This is a genomic window from Mesorhizobium sp. M5C.F.Cr.IN.023.01.1.1 (assembly GCF_003997585.1).
Taxonomy (GTDB): domain Bacteria; phylum Pseudomonadota; class Alphaproteobacteria; order Rhizobiales; family Rhizobiaceae; genus Mesorhizobium; species Mesorhizobium wenxiniae.
Genome location: NZ_RZSU01000023.1, coordinates 31387 through 50943, shown reverse-complemented (window position 1 = coordinate 50943; position 19557 = coordinate 31387). Strand labels below are relative to the sequence as shown.

The following is a 19557-nucleotide window of genomic DNA, read 5'->3' as shown; positions in this document are numbered from 1 at the left end:
GCAAATTCCACAATGTCGTCGCATTGCAACATATTTTCCGCTTGCCTGTGGCACAAATGACCCTAGACTCTGGCCATAGCTCTTTAAGAGGAGGCTATGACATGGGACTCACGAGGCCAATCAACGCATTGATGATTTGTGCTGCGTTTGCATTCATCGGGGCCCTCATTATGGGCGTTCTTCCGTAGACCCGCCAAAGCAACGGAAGATCCGCACCGAATAGTCCAAGTCATTGAAAAGGCCGGGTTTTTACCCGGCCTTTTTGCATTTCCAGAGACTCGACCGGGACTTACGCCGCAGCAGACCCCGCAGCTTCAGCCTCATGCGAGCGGATGCCGATCATGTGGCAGACGGCGAAGACCAGATCGGCCCGGTTCATGGTGTAGAAATGGAAATCGCCGACGCCGCGCTCGACAAGGTCCAGCACTTGCTCGGCCGCCACCGCGGACGCCACCAGCGCGTGCGTCTGCGGGTCCTTCTGCAACCCGTCGAAGCGCTCGGCCAGCCATGCCGGCACCAGCGCGCCGCAGCGCGACGAGAAATTGGCGACCTGGGTGAAATTGTGGACCGGCAATATGCCCGGCACGATCGGGATGTAGATGCCGGCCCGCCGTGCCCGCTCGACATAGCGCTCGTAGAGGTCGTTGTCGAAGAAGAACTGGGTGATCGCCCGCGTCGCGCCATTGTCGACCTTGCGCTTCAGCATGTCAATGTCGGTGGCGAAATCCGGGCTCTCCGGATGCTTTTCCGGATAGGCGGAGACCGAGATGTCGAAATCGCCGACGCCTTTCAGCGCCCCCACCAGTTCGGCGCCATTGGCATAGCCGTCCGGATGCGGACGATAGGCGGCGCCGACGCCCTCGGCCGGGTCGCCCCGCAAGGCGACGAAGCGGGTGACACCCATCTCGGCGAATTCCTGAATGACCTCATCGACCTCGTGACGCGCCGCATCAACGCACGTCATGTGCGCCGCCGGCGTCAGCACCGTTTCGTTGAGGATGCGCTTGACCGTGCGTGCCGTGCGCTCGCGCGTCGAACCGCCGGCGCCATAGGTGACGGAGACGAATTTCGGCTTGAGCGGCTGCAGCCGGGTAACTGTGTCCCACAGCCGTGCTTCCATTTCATCGCTCTTCGGTGGGAAGAACTCGAACGAAACCCGGATCTTGTCGCCAATGTCAGGGCGGCGGGAGAAGCGGAACTGGTTCATCAGGCGGTTTCCCCTATCGGATAGGCATTGGCCGGTTGTGCGTGGTTGGAAGGATCGGCGATCAGCATGCGCTGGTCACGGCCGAGCCACAGTTTTACGGTGAGGCTGGCCTCGTTGCCGCCGCGCGGCTCGAATTCCTGGCTGTCCTCGAGGTCGAGCCCGGCATCGGAAAACCACTCGGTGATCTGCCGGTCGGAAAAGCCGAGCCGCACATGCGCGTGCGCGTCGCGCAGGAATTCCAGCGCGTGCGGAGCGAAATCGACGATCACCAGCCGGCCTGCCGGGCGCAGCAGCCTTGCTGCCTCGCGGATGGCGCGGGCGGGATCGTCGAGATAGTGCAGCACCTGGTGCATGGTGACGAGATCGAAGGCGTCGCGCTCGACCGGCGGCGCAAAAATGTCGCCCTGGCGCACCTGCGCATTCGAAATGCCGGCTTTGTCGAGATTGGCGCGCGCCACCGTCAGCATCTCGCGCGACATGTCGATGCCGATGCCGCGCCGGTAGAGCGGCGAAAAGATCTCAAGCAGCCGCCCGGTGCCGGTGCCGAGATCGAGCATCGACTGGAACGGCCGCTTGCCGACGAGCTTGAGCAGCGCCGCCTCCACCGCGCGGTCCGGCACATGCAGCGAGCGGATATGGTCCCAGCTCGCGGCATTTACCGAGAAATATTCGGCGGCGCGATCCTGCCGCTTGCGCTTGACCGCCGCCAACCGCTCGAGGTCACGCTCGACCTGCGGATCGGCAGCCCGGATGCCGGAGATCAGCCTGAGCACGAAATCCCGCGCCGCATCCGAATCCGACAGCCGGAAGAAGGCCCATGAGCCCTCCTGGTAACGGCCGATCAGTCCCGCCTCCAGCAGCAGCTTCAGGTGGCGCGAGACGCGCGGCTGCGACTGGCCGAGGATTTCGGTGAGATCGGAAACGGTCAGGTCGCCGCGCGACAGCAACGCCAGGATGCGCAACCGGCTGGATTCGGCCGCCGCCTTCAATGTATCTACCATGGTGTCGAGTGCGACATGCATGCGAGCATTCTCTTTGAAAAAGATATAAACATATGTTTATGTCGATTTTGATAGCCTTGCAAGCGCTATGTCGCTTCCGGACAAGAAAATGACGCATGCGTGGTGGATCGCGCAAAGCCGGAGCATGATCGGGGACAACCATGTTCGAAACGCGCAACGGCGAAAAGCTTCTGGAAAGCGATCCGGCTGTTATGCCGCCGGACGGCCATGTCGTCTTCATCGGCCGCATCGCCTCGCTCTGGACCACGCGGGAAACTTGCCCCAAGAACATGAAAGCCGCCCGGGAAACAGGACAGCCGGCGGTTCTCACGATCGACCAGCGCTATCGTAACGGCCTGCTCGGGCTGGAACGCGCTAGCCACGTCATCATCCTGTCCTGGCTGCACCACGCACCGCGGACTCTGATTGTTCAGAAACCCCGCCACGCGGCTGAACCGAAAGGGGTTTTTTCGCTGCGCTCCCCTGCCCGGCCGAACCCTGTCGGGCTGCATATCGCCAAGCTCGTCGCCCTTGACATCGACACGGGCCGTATCGATATCGATGCGATCGACGTGCTCGACGGCACGCCGGTCATCGACATCAAGCCTTATTTCGCTTCGACCGATGCCTTTGCGGACGCCACCATTGCCGGGCGGGACGAGCCCGGACAGGACGGGCCCCCGGGACAGAACGGGCAATGAGCGCGCCAACCGGCCGTCGCCGCGCCATCGCCAAGGCGCTGACGGCACTTTTGCCGTTGGCGCCCTATGCTGACATGGAAAAGATCCGCGCCGACGCCGGCGCGGTGCATATGAAGAGCCTGCCGCCAACGATCGCCGTGTGGCTGGCAACCATCGCCCATATCCGTCACGTGCACACCGACTACGAAAAACTGCTGGCCGAAGGCTACGACCGCGACTCGGCGCGTTTCTTCGTCGTGGAACAGACCAACATCGTGCTGACCCGCTGGCGCGCCACGCGTCTGCTCGAGGATGACGATGAGGACTAACAACTTCTCTCGATGGCCCAGCGGCAAGCCCAGCCTGTGTCTTGTACTCTGCCGCTCTATCCCGCCATCTGATCGGCGAAAAACGATCCGACCGAGGACGTGATGAGCAAGCCGGCCGATCGGCACACTAAACCACTGCCCTCGCTCTCCGCCCATCACATAGACCCGCACTCCTATCCGGAAGGTGTTGCCTTCCTGGACGGGCAATACCTGCCGATGTCGCAAGCCAAGATCTCGGTGCTGGATTGGGGCTTCCTGCATTCCGACGCCACCTACGACACGGTGCATGTCTGGGACGGCCGCTTCTTCCGCCTAGATCTGCATCTCGATCGCTTCTTCGGCGGGCTGGAAAAGCTGCGCATGACAATCCCATTCGAGCGCGAGGGCGTGGCCGAAATCCTCCACAATTGCGTGGCGCTGTCGGGCCATCGCGCCGCTTATGTCGAGATGCTGTGCACGCGCGGCGCCTCGCCGACCTTCAGCCGCGACCCGCGCGACGCGGTCAACCGCTTCATGGCTTTCGCCGTTCGCTTCGGCTCGGTCGCCAATGCCGAACAATTGCAGCGCGGCCTGCATGTGGCGATCAGCGACAAGGTGCGCATCCCACCGGCTTCGATCGACCCGGCGATCAAGAACTATCACTGGCTTGATCTGGTGCGAGGCCTCTACGACGCCTATGAGCGCGGCGCCGAGACCGCGCTGGTCCTCGATTTCAACGGCAATGTCGCGGAAGGCCCCGGCTTCAACGTCTTTTGCGTGGATGACGGTAAACTGTCGACCCCGGCTGTCGGCGTGCTGCCTGGCATCACCCGCCGCACCGTCTTCGATCTCTGCGCGGTGGCCGGGCTTGCCGTCACAGCGGCCGATGTCAGCGTCGCGGCGCTGCGTCAGTCCGACGAGGTCTTCATCACCTCGACTGCCGGCGGCATCATGCCGGTGACGATGATCGACGGCGTTCCGGTCGCGGACGGCAAGGTCGGCGCGATTACCAGGCGCCTCATGGCGATCTATTGGCAAAAGCACGAGGATCCCACCTGGTCGAGCCCGGTGCGCTATCCCTGACCCGAGGGTGGCTACGCGCGGTAAATCCACTGCTCGGGCACACGCACCGAAATCTCCTCGCCGGTCGTGATGCGGCCTGGTCTTTCGACCCAGGCGACGAGGCCGCGCAACCGCTTTGCCGCCTTCGGGAACAGCAAAGCGCCGCCCTCGCGGTCGGCCATTCCGGCATTTTCGGCGACCGATCGCCCGGCGATGCGGCAAGGCCCGTTCTGCGCGTCGACCTTGATGGTGACGCCGCCTTTGAAGAACAGCAGCGTGCCGGACGGCAGCATGGAGAGATGCGGCAGGCCTTCGATCAACAGATTGGCGCCGATCCACTCCGGCTTGATCTCGGGGATGCCCATCCGCTGGGCGACGATCGCCAGCTCGTCCGCCGCCACGATCGACAGCTGCCGCTCGTTACGCATCTCGGTGCCGCGTGGATACCAGGGCTCGCGCCCGCCGGAGCGCCGCGTCGCGCCGGCGTGGAAATCGCCATCGATGCCGTTGAAGCCGAGCCGCAATTCATCCACCGCGCGTGTCTCGAAATGATCTGATGGCGCGACGTAAAGCGCGGCCACCTGCGCGGCAAGCTTCCGCGCCGGGATGATGTCGACCGGGTTTTCGGTCTCGGGGAAGAGATGCAGCATAGGCTTCGCTCCGTGCGTGACGCGTGCAATTAGCCGCAGTGAGCTCATCAGGTCCAGTCTAAAGCACTGATGCATCAAGCAGACTGATGCTATTACAACCGGCGCCCGCTAATGCTGGTGCCGTTCGCGTCAAGACAAATCAGAGCATGCGCAATAGCGCCCCGCCAATCGAATAGCCCGCGCCGAAGGCGCAGAGCAGGCCATAGTCGCCGGCCTTCATGTCGGCGTGGTTCTCCGACAGGGCGACGATCGCGCCGGCGCCTGCGGTATTGCCGAGGCGCTCCAGCACCATCGGCGCACGGTCATGGCCGACCTCGTGGCCGAACGACAGCTTCAGGATCATGGCGTTCATCCGGGCATTGGCCTGATGCAGCCAGAAGCGCCGAATCGCTTGCGGCGTCAGCCCGTGCTCGGCCAGGAATTCGACGATGAACTTGTGCCCGGCGACGGTGACTTCTTTGAACACCTTGTTGCCGACCTGCTTGATCAGATTGCCTTCCAGTTTGATCATATAAGGATCGTCCTGGGCGGTGCGTGTGTAATAGCCGAGATTGGTGCGGATGTTGTTTGACATCTGCGTCCAGGTGCGCGTGTCGAGCACCTCGAAGCGCCCCGGCCGCTTGTCGCCCTGGGCAAGCCCCTCGACGATCATCGAGACCGAAGCATCGCCGAAGATGAAATGCGTCTGCCGGTCGCGGAAATTGAGATGGCCGGTGATGATCTCGGGCGTCGTCACCAGCACGCGCCTGTGGGCGCCGGCCCGCACCAGATTGACCGCAATGTGCAATGCCGCCGCCGCCGACGAGCAGCCAAGGCCCATGTCGAAGCCGGCGCCCTTCGTGCCCATCGCCTGCTGCATCTCGACGGCGATCGCCGGATAGGGCCGCTGGTGATGCGAGGCCGAGCAGATCACCAGGTCGATATCCCCAGGCTCCAGGCCGGCATGGTCGAGCGCTATCCTGGCCGACGCGATGCCGAACTCAGCCTCCAGCGACAGCGCATCGTCCGGCCGCGCCGGAATGCGCGGCGCCATGCGGGTCGGGTCGAGAATGCCTTCCCGCTCGATCACATGGCGGGTCTTAACGCCCGAAGCATGGACGATGAAGGCACTGTCCGACTTCTGCAGCAGCGTCTCGCCCGAAGCTTGGCGGCGGACATTCTCCATCTCGACCCAGGCATTGAAGCTGTCGACCAGTTCTTCATTGGTGATCGAAGGCTCGGGGATTTCAACGCCGATGCCGCTGATGATGACGCGATGCATTTTTCAGTTCGTCCCCATGCGCAGCGTTGCGGCTTGATGTGGGCGCCGCGAAGGCTGGGCGCAACTGTTTTTCGTACCTGGTGGGTGTTTACGCCGGCTTAAATCAAGTGCCTGAGGCAAAAGACGCCGATCTTGCACCGCTGAAATGCGCTTGGCGGCAAAACCGGGTCAAGCGCAGCCCGGCATTGCCTCTCGGTGTGGCTAAGCGGAGCGCCGCGCGACGATGAACAGGCGCGGGAAACGCAGCAGCACCTTGCCGTTCGCCGTCTTCGGATAGGCTTCGGTTATCCCAGCGGTGTAGCGCGTGAGGAAAAACCGGCGCTCGGTCTCGTCGAGCGGATCGAGGAACGGCTTCAGCCCGGTCGACTTCAGCCACTCGACAATGGCTTCGGCGCCGGCCAGCGGATGATTGTAGGCAATGTGCCAGATGTCGAGCCGGTCGGAGGACGGCGACAAAAGATCGTAGTAGAACGACACCGGCGGCAGCGGCCCGCGCGCAGCACCCGCGAGCTTTTCGGCAAACGGCATTTCGGCCGCCGTCTCCCGCATCAGCCGGTGCGAGGGCTCGCCCATATTGTCGGGCATCTGCACGGCAAGCGCGCCGCCCGGCGCCAAAAATCCCATCAGCCGCTGGAAAACAGCCGGATGTTCCGGCAGCCATTGGAACACCGCATTGGCAAAGATCACGTCGACCGGCTGTTCGGGCTGCCACGCCGTCGCATCCGCCAGCTCGAAGGTCACATCAGGCAAACGTGCCCTCGCCTTCTCGATCATGTCAGGCGAGGTGTCGAAACCGCTGACCTGCGCGCTCGGCCAGCGCTCGACCAGCAATTCCGTCGAATTGCCCGGCCCGCAGCCGATGTCGACCACCCGGCGCGGTGCCTCCACCGGCACCTGCGCGACGAGATCGCGCGACGGCCGCGTGCGCTCGTCCTCGAATTTGAGATATTGGGCGGCGGACCAGTCGGCCATTTCAGCTCCTCAGATCATTTGAGATTCGCCGCCCTAAAATAAGAACCCTACCGCGTCAGCCGCTTATACGTCATGCGGTGCGGATTGATCGCATCAGGGCCGAGCCGGCGGATCTTGTCCTGCTCGTAATCCTCGAAATTGCCCTCGAACCATTCGACATGGCTATCGCCCTCGAAGGCCAGGATGTGCGTCGCCAGCCGGTCGAGGAACATGCGGTCGTGCGAGATGATGACGGCGCAGCCGGCGAAGTTTTCCAGCGCGTCTTCGAGCGCCGCCAGCGTTTCCGTATCGAGATCGTTGGTCGGTTCGTCGAGCAGCAGCACATTGCCGCCGGTCTTCAGCATCTTGGCCAGATGCACGCGGTTGCGCTGGCCGCCGGAAAGGTTGCCGACCTTCTGCTGCTGGTCCTGGCCGCGGAAGTTGAACGAGGAGCAATAAGCGCGCGTATTGGCTTCGTATTTGCCAAGCTTGACCACTTCGGCGCCGCCCGAGATCTCTTCCCACACCGTTTTGGTCGGGTCGAGCGCGTCGCGGCTCTGGTCGACGTAACCGAGCTTGACTGTCTCGCCGACGCGGATCGTGCCGGCATCCGGCTTTTCTTGACCGGTGATCATGCGGAACAAAGTCGTCTTGCCGGCGCCGTTCGGGCCGATGACGCCGACGATGCCGCCCGGCGGCAGCTTGAATTCGAGATCATCGATCAGCAGCTTGTCGCCAAAGCCCTTCGACAGATCGTCGACCTCGATCACCACATTGCCAAGCCGCTCGCCATGCGGAATGACAATCTGCGAGTCGGTCGGACGCCGCTTGTCGGCCGCATCCAGCAGATCCTGGAAGGCCTGGATGCGCGCTTTCGACTTGGTCTGCCGGGCTTTCGGGCTGGACTGGATCCACTCGCGCTCGCGGCCGATCGCCCGCTGGCGCGCGTCGTCTTCGCGGCCCTCCTGCTTGAGCCGCTTGGCCTTGGCTTCGAGATATTTGGTGTAGTTGCCCTCATAGGGAATGCCGCGGCCGCGGTCGAGCTCGAGGATCCAGCCGGTGACATTGTCGAGGAAGTAGCGATCGTGGGTGATGATCATCACCGCGCCCGGATAGGCGCGCAGATGCTTTTCCAGCCAGGCTGTCGTCTCGGCGTCGAGATGGTTGGTCGGCTCGTCGAGCAGCAGAAGGTCGGGCTGGCGCAGCAGGAGCTGGCAAAGCGCGACGCGCCGGCGCTCGCCGCCCGACAGCTTGGTGACGTCGGCTTCCTTGGGCGGGCAGCCCAGCGCTTCCATCGCCATCTCGACCTGCTGTTCGAGATCCCACAGGTTCAGCCGGTCCATCTCGTCCTGGAGCTTGGCCGACTCGTCGGCCGTCTCGTCGGAATAGTTCATCATCAATTCATTGTAGCGCTCGATGATCGCGGTCTTGGCGGCGACGCCTTCCATGACGTTCTCGAACACGGTCTTGCTCGCATCGAGCGCCGGCTCCTGCGCCAGGTAACCGACAGTCGCGCCTTCGGCCAGCCACGCCTCGCCGCTCCACTCCTTGTCGATGCCGGCCATGATCTTGAGGATGGTCGACTTGCCCGCGCCGTTCGGGCCGAGGATGCCGATCTTGGCGTCGGGGTAGAAGGAGAGGTGAATATTCTCGAGCACCTTCTTGGTGCCATAGGCCTTGTTGAGGCCGGCCATGTGATAGATGAACTGGCGTGCCACGCGCGCTTTCCCTGAAAAGTCGACTGTAATGTCGGATTGAATGGAAGTTGGGCGCTATGTAGGCGATGCCGCGCCGAACGGCAAACTGTTTTGGCATTTCGGACCTATCTTCGGGCCGGACACGCTCATCGACCTGTCTTCGCTTTCGGTTCGCTGCATAGCCCGACGAAAGCTCCGGTTAATCATTCCGCGTCAGAAAGGTGATGGATGGGGAATCGCCAGCAAGCCGCGATTTCTGCAGAGAAAGATCGGATCGACGGCGTTGCTGAACAGTTTTCTGCTCCTTGTCGAAGCGGCTCTCTACTTCGGCGTCATGGTCACGCTTTTCCGGTTCAGGCACCGTATCGGCCTCGGCGTTTTTGTCTGCGCCCTCGGGGCCATGCATTTCCTGGAAACCTACCTCGCCAGCGTCTTTTACGTCGCGCTGCCGTTCGGCATGGTTTCGCCCGGGTCCGCCGTGCTGTTTTCCGGCAAGCTGGTGATGCTGCTGTTGCTCTACATCAAGGAAGACGCGGCAACCGTCCGGCAGCCGATCTATGGCCTGTTGCTTGGCAATGCCCTGATGATCGGGCTTGTGCTGGTCCTGCGCCTGCATGAGATCGCACCGCTTCCCAAGGGCAAACTTCCCGACATCGGTTTCATCGACCAGATGGGCTGGCTGATGGTGTGGGGCACGACGCTGCTCTTCGTCGACGCTATCCTGATCATCCTGCTTTACGAAAAGTTTGGGCGTTATCTTCGCAAAGCGCTGTTCTTCCGCATCCTGATCTCCGTCGCTTGCGTGCTCACTTTCGACCAGGCTGGATTTTTCACCGCGCTGCACTTCGTCACCGGCGCGCCGATCGCGGTTTTCTTTGGCGGCTGGTTCGCCAAGATGGCGGCAGCACTTGCCTACAGCACCATGCTTGTCGCTTATATCAAATGGTTCGAGGCGCGGCAGATTCCGGCGCCGCGCGGCCTGTCCGATATTTTCGACACGCTGACCTATCGCGAGCGCTACGAGGCGCTGGTCGAGCATGTCGGCCGCGACGGCCTCACCGGCCTGCTGCACCGGGGACGCTTCGACAGCGACGGTGAAGCCGCTGTGTAGGCGCCAGTCTGCGAACGGCCAAGCCGCTCAGCCTCTTGATCATCGATGTTGACCATTTCAAATCGATCAACGACCGCTTCGGCCACGCCGAGGGCGACAAGGTGCTGAAATCCGTCGCCGCCCTGCTTGGCGAAATTGTCGATCCCGAGGATCAGGTGTTCAGGATCGGCGGCGAGGAATTCGCCATCCTCTGCTCACGTTCGCATTCGGTCGCCAGGCTGCTCGGCGAAAGCATCAGGCAGGCGGTCAAGACATCGGCAAGCACCAGCCGGTTCGACATCACCGTCAGCGCCGGCATCTCCACCGTCAGCGACACGACCCGCTGCCTTGCCGATGTCTTTGCGCTGGCCGACCAGCGCCTCTACAAAGCCAAATCGACCGGCCGCGACCGCGTTGTCGGCGAACCGGGCGGCCACGAGGCCGATAGCCTCCCACGGACCAGGCCAGCGCGCGGCATCGGCGCATAGGCATTCCGTGTCACTGGAACTCGATCGGATCGACGGTGCCTTTCGGACAGCCGGCATTGTTCGTCGGCATTGATGCCAGCAACAGCTCACTGAGCGAAGGGTTCGGGCCGATCGGGCCGGCCAGGCCGAGCGTCAGTTCGCCGATCAGCCGCCTGCCGCTCAAATGGTCGTTCAGACAGGAGACGCGAACCCGCTCGCCGGCTCCAGTGCCGAAAGCACTGTCGAAGGTGGCACGGATCTGGTCGGAGGTCAGATCCCGGCCAACGTTTTGTGTGAAAAGATCACGCACCGGTGAAGCATTCACCGCACGCGTCAAATTCAGCGCATCGGAAAAATACTCCTGCTGGCCCTTGCCGTAACAGGTGCCATGCTTGATCCACTCATGCCTGTCGAGAGCGGATGCGGTGCCTGGCATCACCCGATCGAGCTCCGACCGGGTGTTCGGGTCGAGCTCGACCGGCGGCAGGTCCCGCCAGTGCGCCGGATTGTCGTTCGCCCTGTCGGCCGCTGCCACCTGGCAATAGAAATTTCCGTTCGGCTGCGGCCACAGCCCATGCAAGGTGAAATGCCTCGCTTCGAAACCGGCCGCGGTCTGCGCCTTGCATTCGGTCTTGCCGGGCTTGGTTTCACAGAACGCCGGCTGCCAGCTCAGCGCGAGGACATATTCGGGTTTTCCAGAAGCCGGCGCAGCAGGCTTCTCCTGGCCGGCGGGCGCGGGAGCTGCCGGTTCCGTGGTTGCACTGCCGCCCAAAACGTGGCCGCAATCGACCTTCACCCAGCGGCGCTCGGGGTCGGCGCCCGGCACTCGGATCAGATAGTGCGTGGGAGCATCCTTGTTGCCAGCCAGCAGCTCGTAGCTCTGTCCAGCATCGGTCGAGATTTTGCCGGGATTCTTGCCGTTCTTGATGGCCTGTGTCGCTGGACAGGTGGCGTCGGCCAGGAACGAGCCGCTCATCTTCACCTCGGCCCGAGCAGCACCCGTTAGCAACGCGGCGACAAGCGCAAATTCGAAAACCAGACCTGTCCGCGTATGCATAAAAGTACCCCGGTGAAAAATGCTGCGGCAACAGACTGCCGCCCTCTCTTGGTATCAAGTTCTCCATGTCAGAATTGCGATTACCCGCGTTGCGACGCAAGAACAGCACTGCGGAAAACAAAGCCAACGGATTGACGCAAAACCGGCCTCGGCGCACACAAACGTCCGCGGGCGTCAAAGACGCGTTGGAGACCAAGCGACAATGTCATTTAGCCAGCGACGCGCGCTCCGATCGCCGACCGGCGCCGAGCTCAACCTTTATGTGAAACGCGCCGAGGGCCGCCCGCGGGCGGTCGTCCAGATTAATCACGGACTGGCCGAACACGCCGCGCGCTATGTCCGCTTCGCTACCTTTCTGGGTGAGCGCGGCTTCCATGTCTACGCCCATGATCATCGCGGCCATGGCGCAACCAAGGCGCCAGACGCTCCGCTCGGCAGGTTCGCTCAAACAGACGGCGGCGCCAAGGTCATCGCCGATGTCGCGGCTGTGCACGACCTGATCGCCGGCGACCACCCCGGCCTGCCCGTCATCGTCTTCGGCCATTCCATGGGCGGCCTCGTCGCGCTGAATTTCATGCTTCATCATTCGAGCCGCCTGCACGCCGCCGCCATCTGGAACGCTAATTTTTCCGCCGGGCTCGCCAGCCGTGCCGCGCGAATCATCCTGGCCTGGGAAAAATTCCGGCTCGGCTCCGACATGCCGTCGCGCATGCTGCCGAGACTGACCTTCCAGGCCTGGGGCAAAGCCGTCCCCGATCACCGCACGCCATTCGACTGGCTGTCGCGCGACGCAGCCGAAGTCGACAAGTATATCGCCGATCCGCTATGCGGCTGGGATGCCTCCGTGTCGATGTGGCGCGACCTGTTCGGGTTCGTCTTCGACGGCGCCGACGACACTAATTTTTCCGGTGTCCGCAAGACCCTGCCGATCTGCCTGGTCGGCGGCGAAAAGGACCCCGCCACCGACGGCGGCAAGGCGGTCAGCCATCTCGCCGGCCGCCTGCACAGGATGGGTTTTTCGAATCTCGTTTCAAAGGTTTACGCCGAGACCCGCCACGAAAGTCTGAACGAGGTGAATCGAGATAAAATCATGGACGATTTCGCCGCATGGGCCGACAGCGTGCTGAAACAACCATGATCGACATCGACAAGATCGGGTTTGGCCCATTGCAAGAACCGTGACAGCATCACGCGGGATTGATACAGGCTGCGTTTCCGATCAATCACGGTGATCCATGACTGAGCCTCCGCTGAAAGGTGTCCGCGTAATCGAACTCGCCCGCATCCTGGCCGGACCGTGGGCGGGGCAGCTGCTCGCCGATCTCGGCGCCGACGTCATCAAGGTCGAGAGCCCGGATGGCGGCGACGACACCCGCAAATGGGGTCCGCCCTTTGTCATGAGCCATGACGGCGAAAACCTCTCGGCCGCCTACTATCATTCCTGCAATCGCGGCAAGCGCTCCATCGTCGTCGATTTCTCGACGCCCGAGGGCGCCGAGACAGTGCGCCGGCTGGTCGCCACATCAGACGTTCTGATCGAAAACTTCAAGGTCGGCGGGCTGAAGAAATACGACCTCGACTATGAGAGCCTCAGGGAAATAAACCCGCGGCTGATCTATTGCTCGATCACCGGCTTCGGCCAGGACGGGCCCTATGCGCCGCGCGCCGGCTATGACTTCATCATCCAGGGCATGGCCGGCATGATGTCGATCACCGGCGAGGCCGGCCGCGAGCCGCAAAAGGCCGGTGTCGCCGTCTCCGACATTTTCACCGGCCTGTATTCGGTGATCGCCATCCAGGCCGCGCTTCGCCACGCCGAGAAGACCGGCGAAGGCCAGCACATCGACATGGCGCTCTACGACACCCAGATCTCGGCGCTCGGCAACCAGAACCTCAACTATCTGATCTCCGGAAAATCGCCGGTGCAGATGGGCAACGCGCATATGAACATTGCGCCTTACGAAGTGGTCCCGGTGAAGGACGGCCATATCATCCTGGCGATCGGCAATGACGGCCAGTTCGCCAAATTCTGCGCGGCCATCGGCTTGGACGATCTGCCATCGAACCCCGATTTCGCCACCAATCCCGCCCGGGTCGCCAACCGAGCGAAGCTGCGCGAGCATATAATCGAGGCGCTGAAAACCTTCGATCGCGATCCGCTGCTGGCTAAACTGGAGGCGGCAAGTGTGCCTGCCAGCCCGATCAACACGATCGGGCAGATGTTCGCCGACCCGCAGGCCATCGCGCGCGGCATGCGGCTCGACCTCGACGACGGCCACGGCAATCTCTTGCCCTCGGTGCGCGCGCCGATGGTCATGTCGGGCACGCCGCTGGTCTATGAGCGGCCCTCGCCGCGTCTCGGCGAACACACCGAAGAAATCCTTGCCGAACTGGAGAGGTCAGGAAAATGAAGACCGGCGGACAACTGATCGTCGATGCGCTCGAAGCCAACGGCACCGACCGCATCTACTGCGTGCCCGGGGAATCCTATCTTGCGGTGCTCGACGCGCTGCACGATTCAACGATCCGCACCATCGTCTGCCGCCAGGAGGGCGGTGCTGCGATGATGGCCGATTGCCATGGCCGCCTGACCGGCAAGCCCGGCATCTGCTTCGTCACCCGAGGACCCGGCGCCACCAACGCCTCGGCCGGCATCCACATCGCCATGCAGGATTCGGTTCCCGTCATCCTGTTCATCGGCCAGGTCGCCAGCCATGCCAAGGGGCGCGAGGCGTTTCAAGAGGTCGACTATGTCAGGTTCTTTGGCGATATCGCCAAATGGGTGGTCGAGATCGAAGATGCCTCGCGCATCCCTGAATTGGTCACGCGGGCCTTCGCGGTGGCGACGTCCGGCCGCCCCGGACCGGTCGTCATCTCGCTGCCGGAAGACATGCTGACCAGCCTTGCCGAGGCGCCAGAAGCCCTGCCCCACACGCCGGTCGAAACGCGGCCGGGCGAGGCCGAGCTCGATGCTCTCGAAAAGCTCCTCAACAAGGCGAAGCGCCCCTTCATTATCCTAGGCGGCACGCGCTGGGATGCGGAGGCCGTCGCGCGGATGCGCACGATCGCCGAGGCCTGGTCGCTGCCGGTCGGCTGCTCCTTCCGCCGCCAGATGCTGTTCGATCATCTCCATCCGAACTATGCCGGCGATGTCGGCATCGGCATCAACCCGAAGCTCGCCACCGCGATCAAGCAGGCCGACCTCGTGCTGCTGATCGGCGGCCGAATGGGCGAGATGCCATCCTCCGACTACACGCTGCTCAAGAGCCCCTACCCCGACCAGACGCTGGTCCATGTCCACGCCGATGCCGGCGAGCTCGGCCGTGTCTATCGGCCGACGCTGGCGATCAACGCCTCGCCTTCCGCGTTCGTCGAAGCCTTCGCCGGGCGCAAGCCAGCCGCCACGCCGGTCTGGGGGGATGAAACACCGAAGCTGCACGCCGCCTATCTCGACTGGTCGACACCGCCCGAAAGTGGTCCCGGCGCCGTCCAGATGGGACCGATCATGAACTATCTCGAAAAAATGCTGCCCGACGACGCGATCCTCACCAACGGCGCCGGCAACTACGCGACCTGGGTGCACCGTTTCCACCGTTCCCGGCGCTTTGCCACGCAGGCCGCCCCCACCTCCGGCTCGATGGGCTACGGCACGCCGGCAGCGGTCGCAGCCAAGGAATTGTTCCCCGAGCGCGATGTGATAGCCTTTGCCGGCGACGGCTGCTTCCTGATGAACGGGCAGGAGTTCGCCACCGCCGTGCAATACGATCTGCCGATCATCGTCGTCGTCGTCAACAACGGCATCTACGGCACCATCCGCATGCATCAGGAGCGCGAGTATCCGGGCCGTGTCGTCGCCACCGATCTGCGAAATCCCGACTTTGCGGCTTTGGCCCGCGCCTATGGCGGCCATGGCGAAACGGTCGAGAAGACGGCCGACTTCGCGCCGGCCTTCGAACGCGCGCGTGCCAGCGGCAAGCCGTCGATTGTCGAGATCAGGCTCGACCCCGAGGCCATCACGCCAACCCGCACGATGACCCAGATAAGAGACAGGTCGTGATCCGATAGGAAGGGCTACCCACCGTCGGCGCAAGACTTGGCTACATCGTCGCCGCCTTCTCGATCTGTCCGCGGATCTCGCCGTCCTTGTGGGCCGCCGTATGGATGTTGATGTAGTATTTGCCGGCCATCAGGTCGGCAGCCTGCGCGTCGGTCAGAATCGCCGCCCCCTTGAACGGGCTTTTCGGAGCGCCCTTGAAAGGGACGGCGACGTCGGCATTATCACCCTTTGCCGCCGGACCGTGAATATGTCCGGCCGTAGCCGGGCCGCTGAGACCTGAATACGTCACGTTCCAGGTGAGCTGTTTCGTGGCGGTGTCGAAGACGAGAGCGGCGGTACCCTTGCCCTCCGTGGTGATGGGCGGATTCTGCTGAGCGCCATCGAGCGTCGCCTTCATCTTCATCATGTCGGCCAAGGCCGGTGAAGCGCATAGGACGGAAGCCGAAACGGCCAGCGCCGAAAGCATCGGCGAGAAGGATTGCATTCGCATGGGAATCTCCGTTGGCGGTGACATCCGCTGAAGCGGGATGCACTGGAACAACGGTTGTGGCGAGCGGATGTTTCCACCGGTAACGGCTATTTTACAACCCAGCAAAAAGGGGCGGTCGCCCGCCCCTTTTTCGAATTGCAGGCTGCATAGGCCCGGTTGATCGCCTCTACCCGACCGCCCTATTGATGGCCCTACTTAATCGCCTTGTCGGTGATGGCGGTCGTGTAGGCGCCAGTCGGCTCCTTGGTGATGATCTTCTGGTCGAGCAGCGCCTTGGCGGTGCGCGCGTAGGTCGCCGGGTCGAGCTTGCCGTCGGCATTGTCGATCAGCTTGGCGACTTCGCCCATCATGCGCTTTTGGTGGTTCTCGTCCTGGCCGCCATTGTCCATGACGATGCCGGCCGCCTCGTCGGAATTGTCGACGGCGTATTTCCAGCCCTTCATCGAGGCGCGCACGAAACGCACCATCTTGTCCTCGAAGGCCGGATCCTTGAGCTTGTCCTCCAGGGCATAGAGCCCGTCCTCAAGCAGGTCGTTGCCCATGGCGGAGTAGTTGAACACGATCAGCTCTTCCGGCTTGTAGCCGGCGTCGATGAGCTGCCAGTATTCGTTGTAGGTCATGACCGAGATACAATCCGCCTGCTTCTGGATCAGCGGCTGCACGTCGAAACTCTGCTTCAGCACAGTGACGCCGTCCGGGCCGCCATCCGTCTTCAGGCCGAGCTTGTTCATCCAGGCGTAGAACGGATATTCGTTGCCGAAGAACCAGACGCCGAGCGTATGGCCCTTGAAGTCGGCCTCGGTCTTGACCGGGCCGTCCTTCGGGCAGACCAGCTGCATGCCGGCCTTCTTGAACGGCTGGGCGATATTGACCAGCGGCACACCCTTTTCGCGGGCGGCCAGCGCGCCGCCCATCCAGTCGACGATGACGTCGGCGCCGCCGCCGGCGATCACCTGCTCCGGCGCTATATCGGGGCCGCCCGGCTTGATCTCGACGTCGAGACCCTCAGCCTCATAGAAACCCTTGTCCTTGGCGACGTAGTAGCCGGCGAACTGGGCCTGCGTGACCCATTTCAGCTGCAGCGTCACCTTGTCCGCGGCCATGGCATGGAACGCGGCAAGCGACATCGCGCCGGCCAGCATCGAAATAACAAGTCTTTTCATGTTTTTACCCTCTGAAGTTAAGTGTTCACCCTTTAGGATCAGGACCTTCAATGCGCTCCTGATTCCAAGCCCGCCACCGCCCTATCCACCACGGACGGAGGGATGCCAAAACGTAACGGCTCTCTCGAAAAGAGCGACCACGCCATAAAAGACCGAACCCGCAAGTGCTGCAACTGCGATTTCGGCCCAGACCATATCGATGTTCATCCGCCCGACCTCGGTCGAAATCCGGAATCCCATGCCGACCACCGGCGTGCCGAAGAACTCCGCGACGATGGCGCCGATCAGCGCCAGCGTCGAATTGATCTTCAGCGCGTTGAAGATGAAGGGTGCTGCCGCCGGCAACCGCAACTTGAACAGCGTCTGCCAGTAACTCGACGCATAGGTGCGCATCAGATCGCGCTCCATGTGGCCGGAGGCGGCAAGGCCGGCGACCGTATTCACCAGCATCGGGAAGAAGGTCATGATGATGACGACGGCGGCCTTCGACTGCCAGTCGAAGCCGAACCACATGACCATGATCGGCGCCACGCCGATGATCGGCAGCGCCGACACCATGTTGCCGATCGGCAAAAGCCCGCGCCGCAGGAACGGCACGCGGTCGGCCGCGATGGCGGCGAAGAAGCCGGCGCCGCTGCCAACCACATAGCCGAAGATCACCGCCTTGAAGATGGTCTGCCGCACGTCGGCGGCCAGCACCGGCAGCGAATTGGTGATGCGCACGCCGATGGCGCTTGGCGGCGGCAGCAGAATGAAGGGGATGCCCGCGCCGCGCGTCACCGCCTCCCAGATGATCAGGATCCAGGCGCCGAAGATCGCCGGGATGATCAGCCTCAAAGCGGTCGCCGCAAAGCGCGAGGTCGGGTGAAGCGCGGACAGGGCTGTCACGCAGCGCCAGGCCAGGAGCCATGCCGCGGCAAGCAGTAAATAGAAGGATGCGCGAGCGGTCCCCTCATTGCCGGTTATGCCGGCGAGCAGCATCCACGCCGCGCCGTGCGCGCCAAAGAAGAGCAACACCACCCCAATCACCGGTGGGAAATTATCGGCCGCGATTGCCAGAAGCAGCAAAAAGAAAATCAAAGCCACGGTGGCGACACCATAGCCGGGCGTGGCATTGACAAGCGGCCAAAGAAGGAGCGCTCCGGCAAGAAGGACAAGCGCGGCATACCCCTGCCAGGAACGAGGCGTGATTGACGAAAGGCTGAGGAGATCGCTCATGCCGGCCTCCCGCCCATGGCGCGGTCGACCATGCGCCCGGCCATGCCGACCACCATAACCAGCAGGGCTGCCACGACCGAGCCGGCAACCAGCGCCGACCAGATGTCGATGGTCTGGCTGTAATAGGCGCCGGCAAGCAGCTTGGCGCCGATGCCGGCGACGGCGCCGGTCGGCAGTTCGCCGACGATGGCGCCGACCAGGCTGGCGGCGACCGCCACCTTCATCGAGGTGAACAGGAACGGCACCGACGCCGGCACGCGCAATTTCCAAAAGGTCTGCGAGGGGCTGGCATTGTAGGTGTGCATCAGGTCGAGATGGGTGAGCTCGGGTGAACGCAAACCCTTGACCATGCCGACAGCCACCGGGAAGAACGACAGATAGGTCGAGATCAGCGCCTTCGGGATCAGCCCGGTGACGCCGATCGCCGCCAGCACGACGATGATCATCGGCGCCACCGCCAGGATCGGAATGGTCTGCGAGGCGATGATCCATGGCATCAGGCTGCGGTCGAGCGTCGCCACATGCACGATACCGACGGCAATCACGATGCCGAGCGCCGTGCCGAAGGCAAAGCCGAGCAGCGTCGAGGACAACGTCACCCAGGCATTGTAGACAAGGCTGCGGTTGCTGGTGACGCTGCGCAGAAACGTGTTCTCGAAGAAATTCACAGCCACCTGATGCGGCGCCGGCAGCGTCGGCTTCGGCTGCGACATCGTCTTGCCGATGAATTCCACAACCCCCGGCGTCTCGCCGGCACGTCGGTCGAGATCGCGCTGGAACGGCGCGTTGAGGATGACGGAGAAAACATACCAGACAACCACCACGCCAGCGAGGATCGAGGTCACCGGAACGATCTTGTCGCGAAAGCTATCCATCTAGCAGCCCTCGCCAGATTGGCACACGCTCTGCGTGACGCGAGAGAGTGACCGCGCTTTCGTCATCCTAGGGCGGAGCCGCCGCAAAGCGGCGCAAATCGAGAGCGCGGCCAACCACGCCTTCGTCATCCTAGGGCGAAGCCGCCGCGAAGCGGCGGGCGTAGACCCTAGGATCCATTCCGTGACTTCGGCGGAATGGCCCAAGCGGTCCAGAATATCCACCGGCCAAGCCACGGCAGCCGACGTTCCCTCAAGACAGGGAGCGATGTTCCGCACCGCTGCGGAGCGCGAAGTTAACGGCATGGATCCTAGGGTCTGCGCCG

At 63.0% G+C, this 19557-nt stretch carries 17 protein-coding genes and 1 pseudogene; 7 read left to right on the top strand and 11 right to left on the bottom strand.

Translation table 11 applies throughout. The features are described 5' to 3' along the window. Positions 1–289 precede the first annotated feature (289 nt). Positions 290–1207 carry a methylenetetrahydrofolate reductase [NAD(P)H] gene (metF, locus tag EOA78_RS12225; protein WP_127315332.1) on the bottom strand — a complete coding sequence of 306 codons (918 nt, stop codon included), beginning with the start codon at positions 1205–1207 and terminating at the stop codon, positions 290–292. Continuing rightward, positions 1207–2229 (bottom strand): metalloregulator ArsR/SmtB family transcription factor, encoded by a 1023-nt coding sequence (locus tag EOA78_RS12220; protein ID WP_127315331.1) that lies wholly within the window; start codon positions 2227–2229, stop codon positions 1207–1209. The genes metF and EOA78_RS12220 overlap by 1 nt, the downstream gene beginning before the upstream one ends. 140 nt (positions 2230–2369) lie before the next feature. Between EOA78_RS12220 and tsaA the strand changes: the two genes are divergently transcribed. The 3 genes from tsaA (at position 2370) to EOA78_RS12205 (ending at position 4279) form a co-directional block, all read left to right on the top strand. After that, on the top strand, positions 2370–2909 hold the full coding sequence (gene tsaA, locus EOA78_RS12215; protein ID WP_127315330.1) for a tRNA (N6-threonylcarbamoyladenosine(37)-N6)-methyltransferase TrmO: 540 nt from the start codon (positions 2370–2372) through the stop codon (positions 2907–2909). Beyond that, entirely contained in the window at positions 2906–3217 is a 312-nt protein-coding gene (locus EOA78_RS12210) for a DUF2293 domain-containing protein (protein WP_127315329.1), read from the top strand. Before tsaA ends, EOA78_RS12210 begins: the two co-directional genes overlap by 4 nt. Positions 3218–3319: 102 nt before the next feature. Beyond that, the gene (locus tag EOA78_RS12205; protein ID WP_127315328.1) at positions 3320–4279 is read left to right on the top strand and encodes a D-amino acid aminotransferase; all 960 of its coding nucleotides are present in this window, start codon (positions 3320–3322) and stop codon (positions 4277–4279) included. A gap of 11 nt (positions 4280–4290) precedes the next feature. Here the strand turns inward: EOA78_RS12205 and EOA78_RS12200 are convergent, their stop codons facing one another. From EOA78_RS12200 to ettA, 4 genes are all read right to left on the bottom strand, one after another. After that, positions 4291–4908, bottom strand: a complete 618-nt coding sequence (locus tag EOA78_RS12200) for an MOSC domain-containing protein (RefSeq protein ID WP_127315327.1) — start codon at positions 4906–4908, stop codon at positions 4291–4293. Between the two features lie 139 nt (positions 4909–5047). Continuing rightward, entirely contained in the window at positions 5048–6169 is a 1122-nt protein-coding gene (locus EOA78_RS12195) for a beta-ketoacyl-ACP synthase III (protein WP_127315326.1), read from the bottom strand. A gap of 201 nt (positions 6170–6370) precedes the next feature. Continuing rightward, positions 6371–7141, bottom strand: coding sequence for a trans-aconitate 2-methyltransferase (gene tam / locus EOA78_RS12190; protein WP_127315325.1), 771 nt, complete (start codon positions 7139–7141; stop codon positions 6371–6373). Between the two features lie 47 nt (positions 7142–7188). Beyond that, entirely contained in the window at positions 7189–8838 is a 1650-nt protein-coding gene (gene ettA / locus EOA78_RS12185) for an energy-dependent translational throttle protein EttA (RefSeq protein WP_127315324.1), read from the bottom strand. Between the two features lie 262 nt (positions 8839–9100). Between ettA and EOA78_RS12180 the strand changes: the two are divergent. Continuing rightward, positions 9101–10395 (top strand): annotated as a pseudogene (locus tag EOA78_RS12180) (GGDEF domain-containing protein). 10 nt (positions 10396–10405) lie between these two features. On the opposite strand, the gene EOA78_RS12175 reads toward EOA78_RS12180, so the two are convergent. Continuing rightward, on the bottom strand, positions 10406–11431 hold the full coding sequence (locus EOA78_RS12175) for a ribonuclease (protein WP_127315323.1): 1026 nt from the start codon (positions 11429–11431) through the stop codon (positions 10406–10408). Between the two features lie 202 nt (positions 11432–11633). On the opposite strand from EOA78_RS12175, the gene EOA78_RS12170 reads away from it, so the two are divergent. From EOA78_RS12170 to EOA78_RS12160, 3 genes are all read left to right on the top strand, one after another. Then, positions 11634–12569 carry an alpha/beta hydrolase gene (locus EOA78_RS12170; RefSeq protein WP_127315322.1) on the top strand — a complete coding sequence of 312 codons (936 nt, stop codon included), beginning with the start codon at positions 11634–11636 and terminating at the stop codon, positions 12567–12569. 97 nt (positions 12570–12666) lie between these two features. Beyond that, positions 12667–13842, top strand: coding sequence for a CaiB/BaiF CoA-transferase family protein (locus tag EOA78_RS12165; protein ID WP_127315321.1), 1176 nt, complete (start codon positions 12667–12669; stop codon positions 13840–13842). Further along, positions 13839–15488, top strand: a complete 1650-nt coding sequence (locus EOA78_RS12160; RefSeq protein WP_127315320.1) for a thiamine pyrophosphate-binding protein — start codon at positions 13839–13841, stop codon at positions 15486–15488. The genes EOA78_RS12165 and EOA78_RS12160 overlap by 4 nt, the downstream gene beginning before the upstream one ends. A gap of 40 nt (positions 15489–15528) precedes the next feature. On the opposite strand, the gene EOA78_RS12155 is transcribed toward EOA78_RS12160, so the two are convergent. The 4 genes from EOA78_RS12155 to EOA78_RS12140 form a co-directional block, all read right to left on the bottom strand. Next, positions 15529–15978: a CHRD domain-containing protein gene (locus EOA78_RS12155; RefSeq protein ID WP_127315319.1), complete on the bottom strand. Its 450-nt coding sequence runs from the start codon at positions 15976–15978 to the stop codon at positions 15529–15531. A 191-nt stretch (positions 15979–16169) separates the two neighbouring features. Next, the gene (locus tag EOA78_RS12150) at positions 16170–17141 is read right to left on the bottom strand and encodes an ABC transporter substrate-binding protein (RefSeq protein ID WP_127315318.1); all 972 of its coding nucleotides are present in this window, start codon (positions 17139–17141) and stop codon (positions 16170–16172) included. 81 nt (positions 17142–17222) lie between these two features. Continuing rightward, positions 17223–18359 (bottom strand): ABC transporter permease, encoded by a 1137-nt coding sequence (locus tag EOA78_RS12145; RefSeq protein ID WP_127315317.1) that lies wholly within the window; start codon positions 18357–18359, stop codon positions 17223–17225. Beyond that, on the bottom strand, positions 18356–19234 hold the full coding sequence (locus tag EOA78_RS12140; protein WP_127315316.1) for an ABC transporter permease: 879 nt from the start codon (positions 19232–19234) through the stop codon (positions 18356–18358). The genes EOA78_RS12145 and EOA78_RS12140 overlap by 4 nt, the downstream gene beginning before the upstream one ends. Positions 19235–19557: the final 323 nt, after the last annotated feature.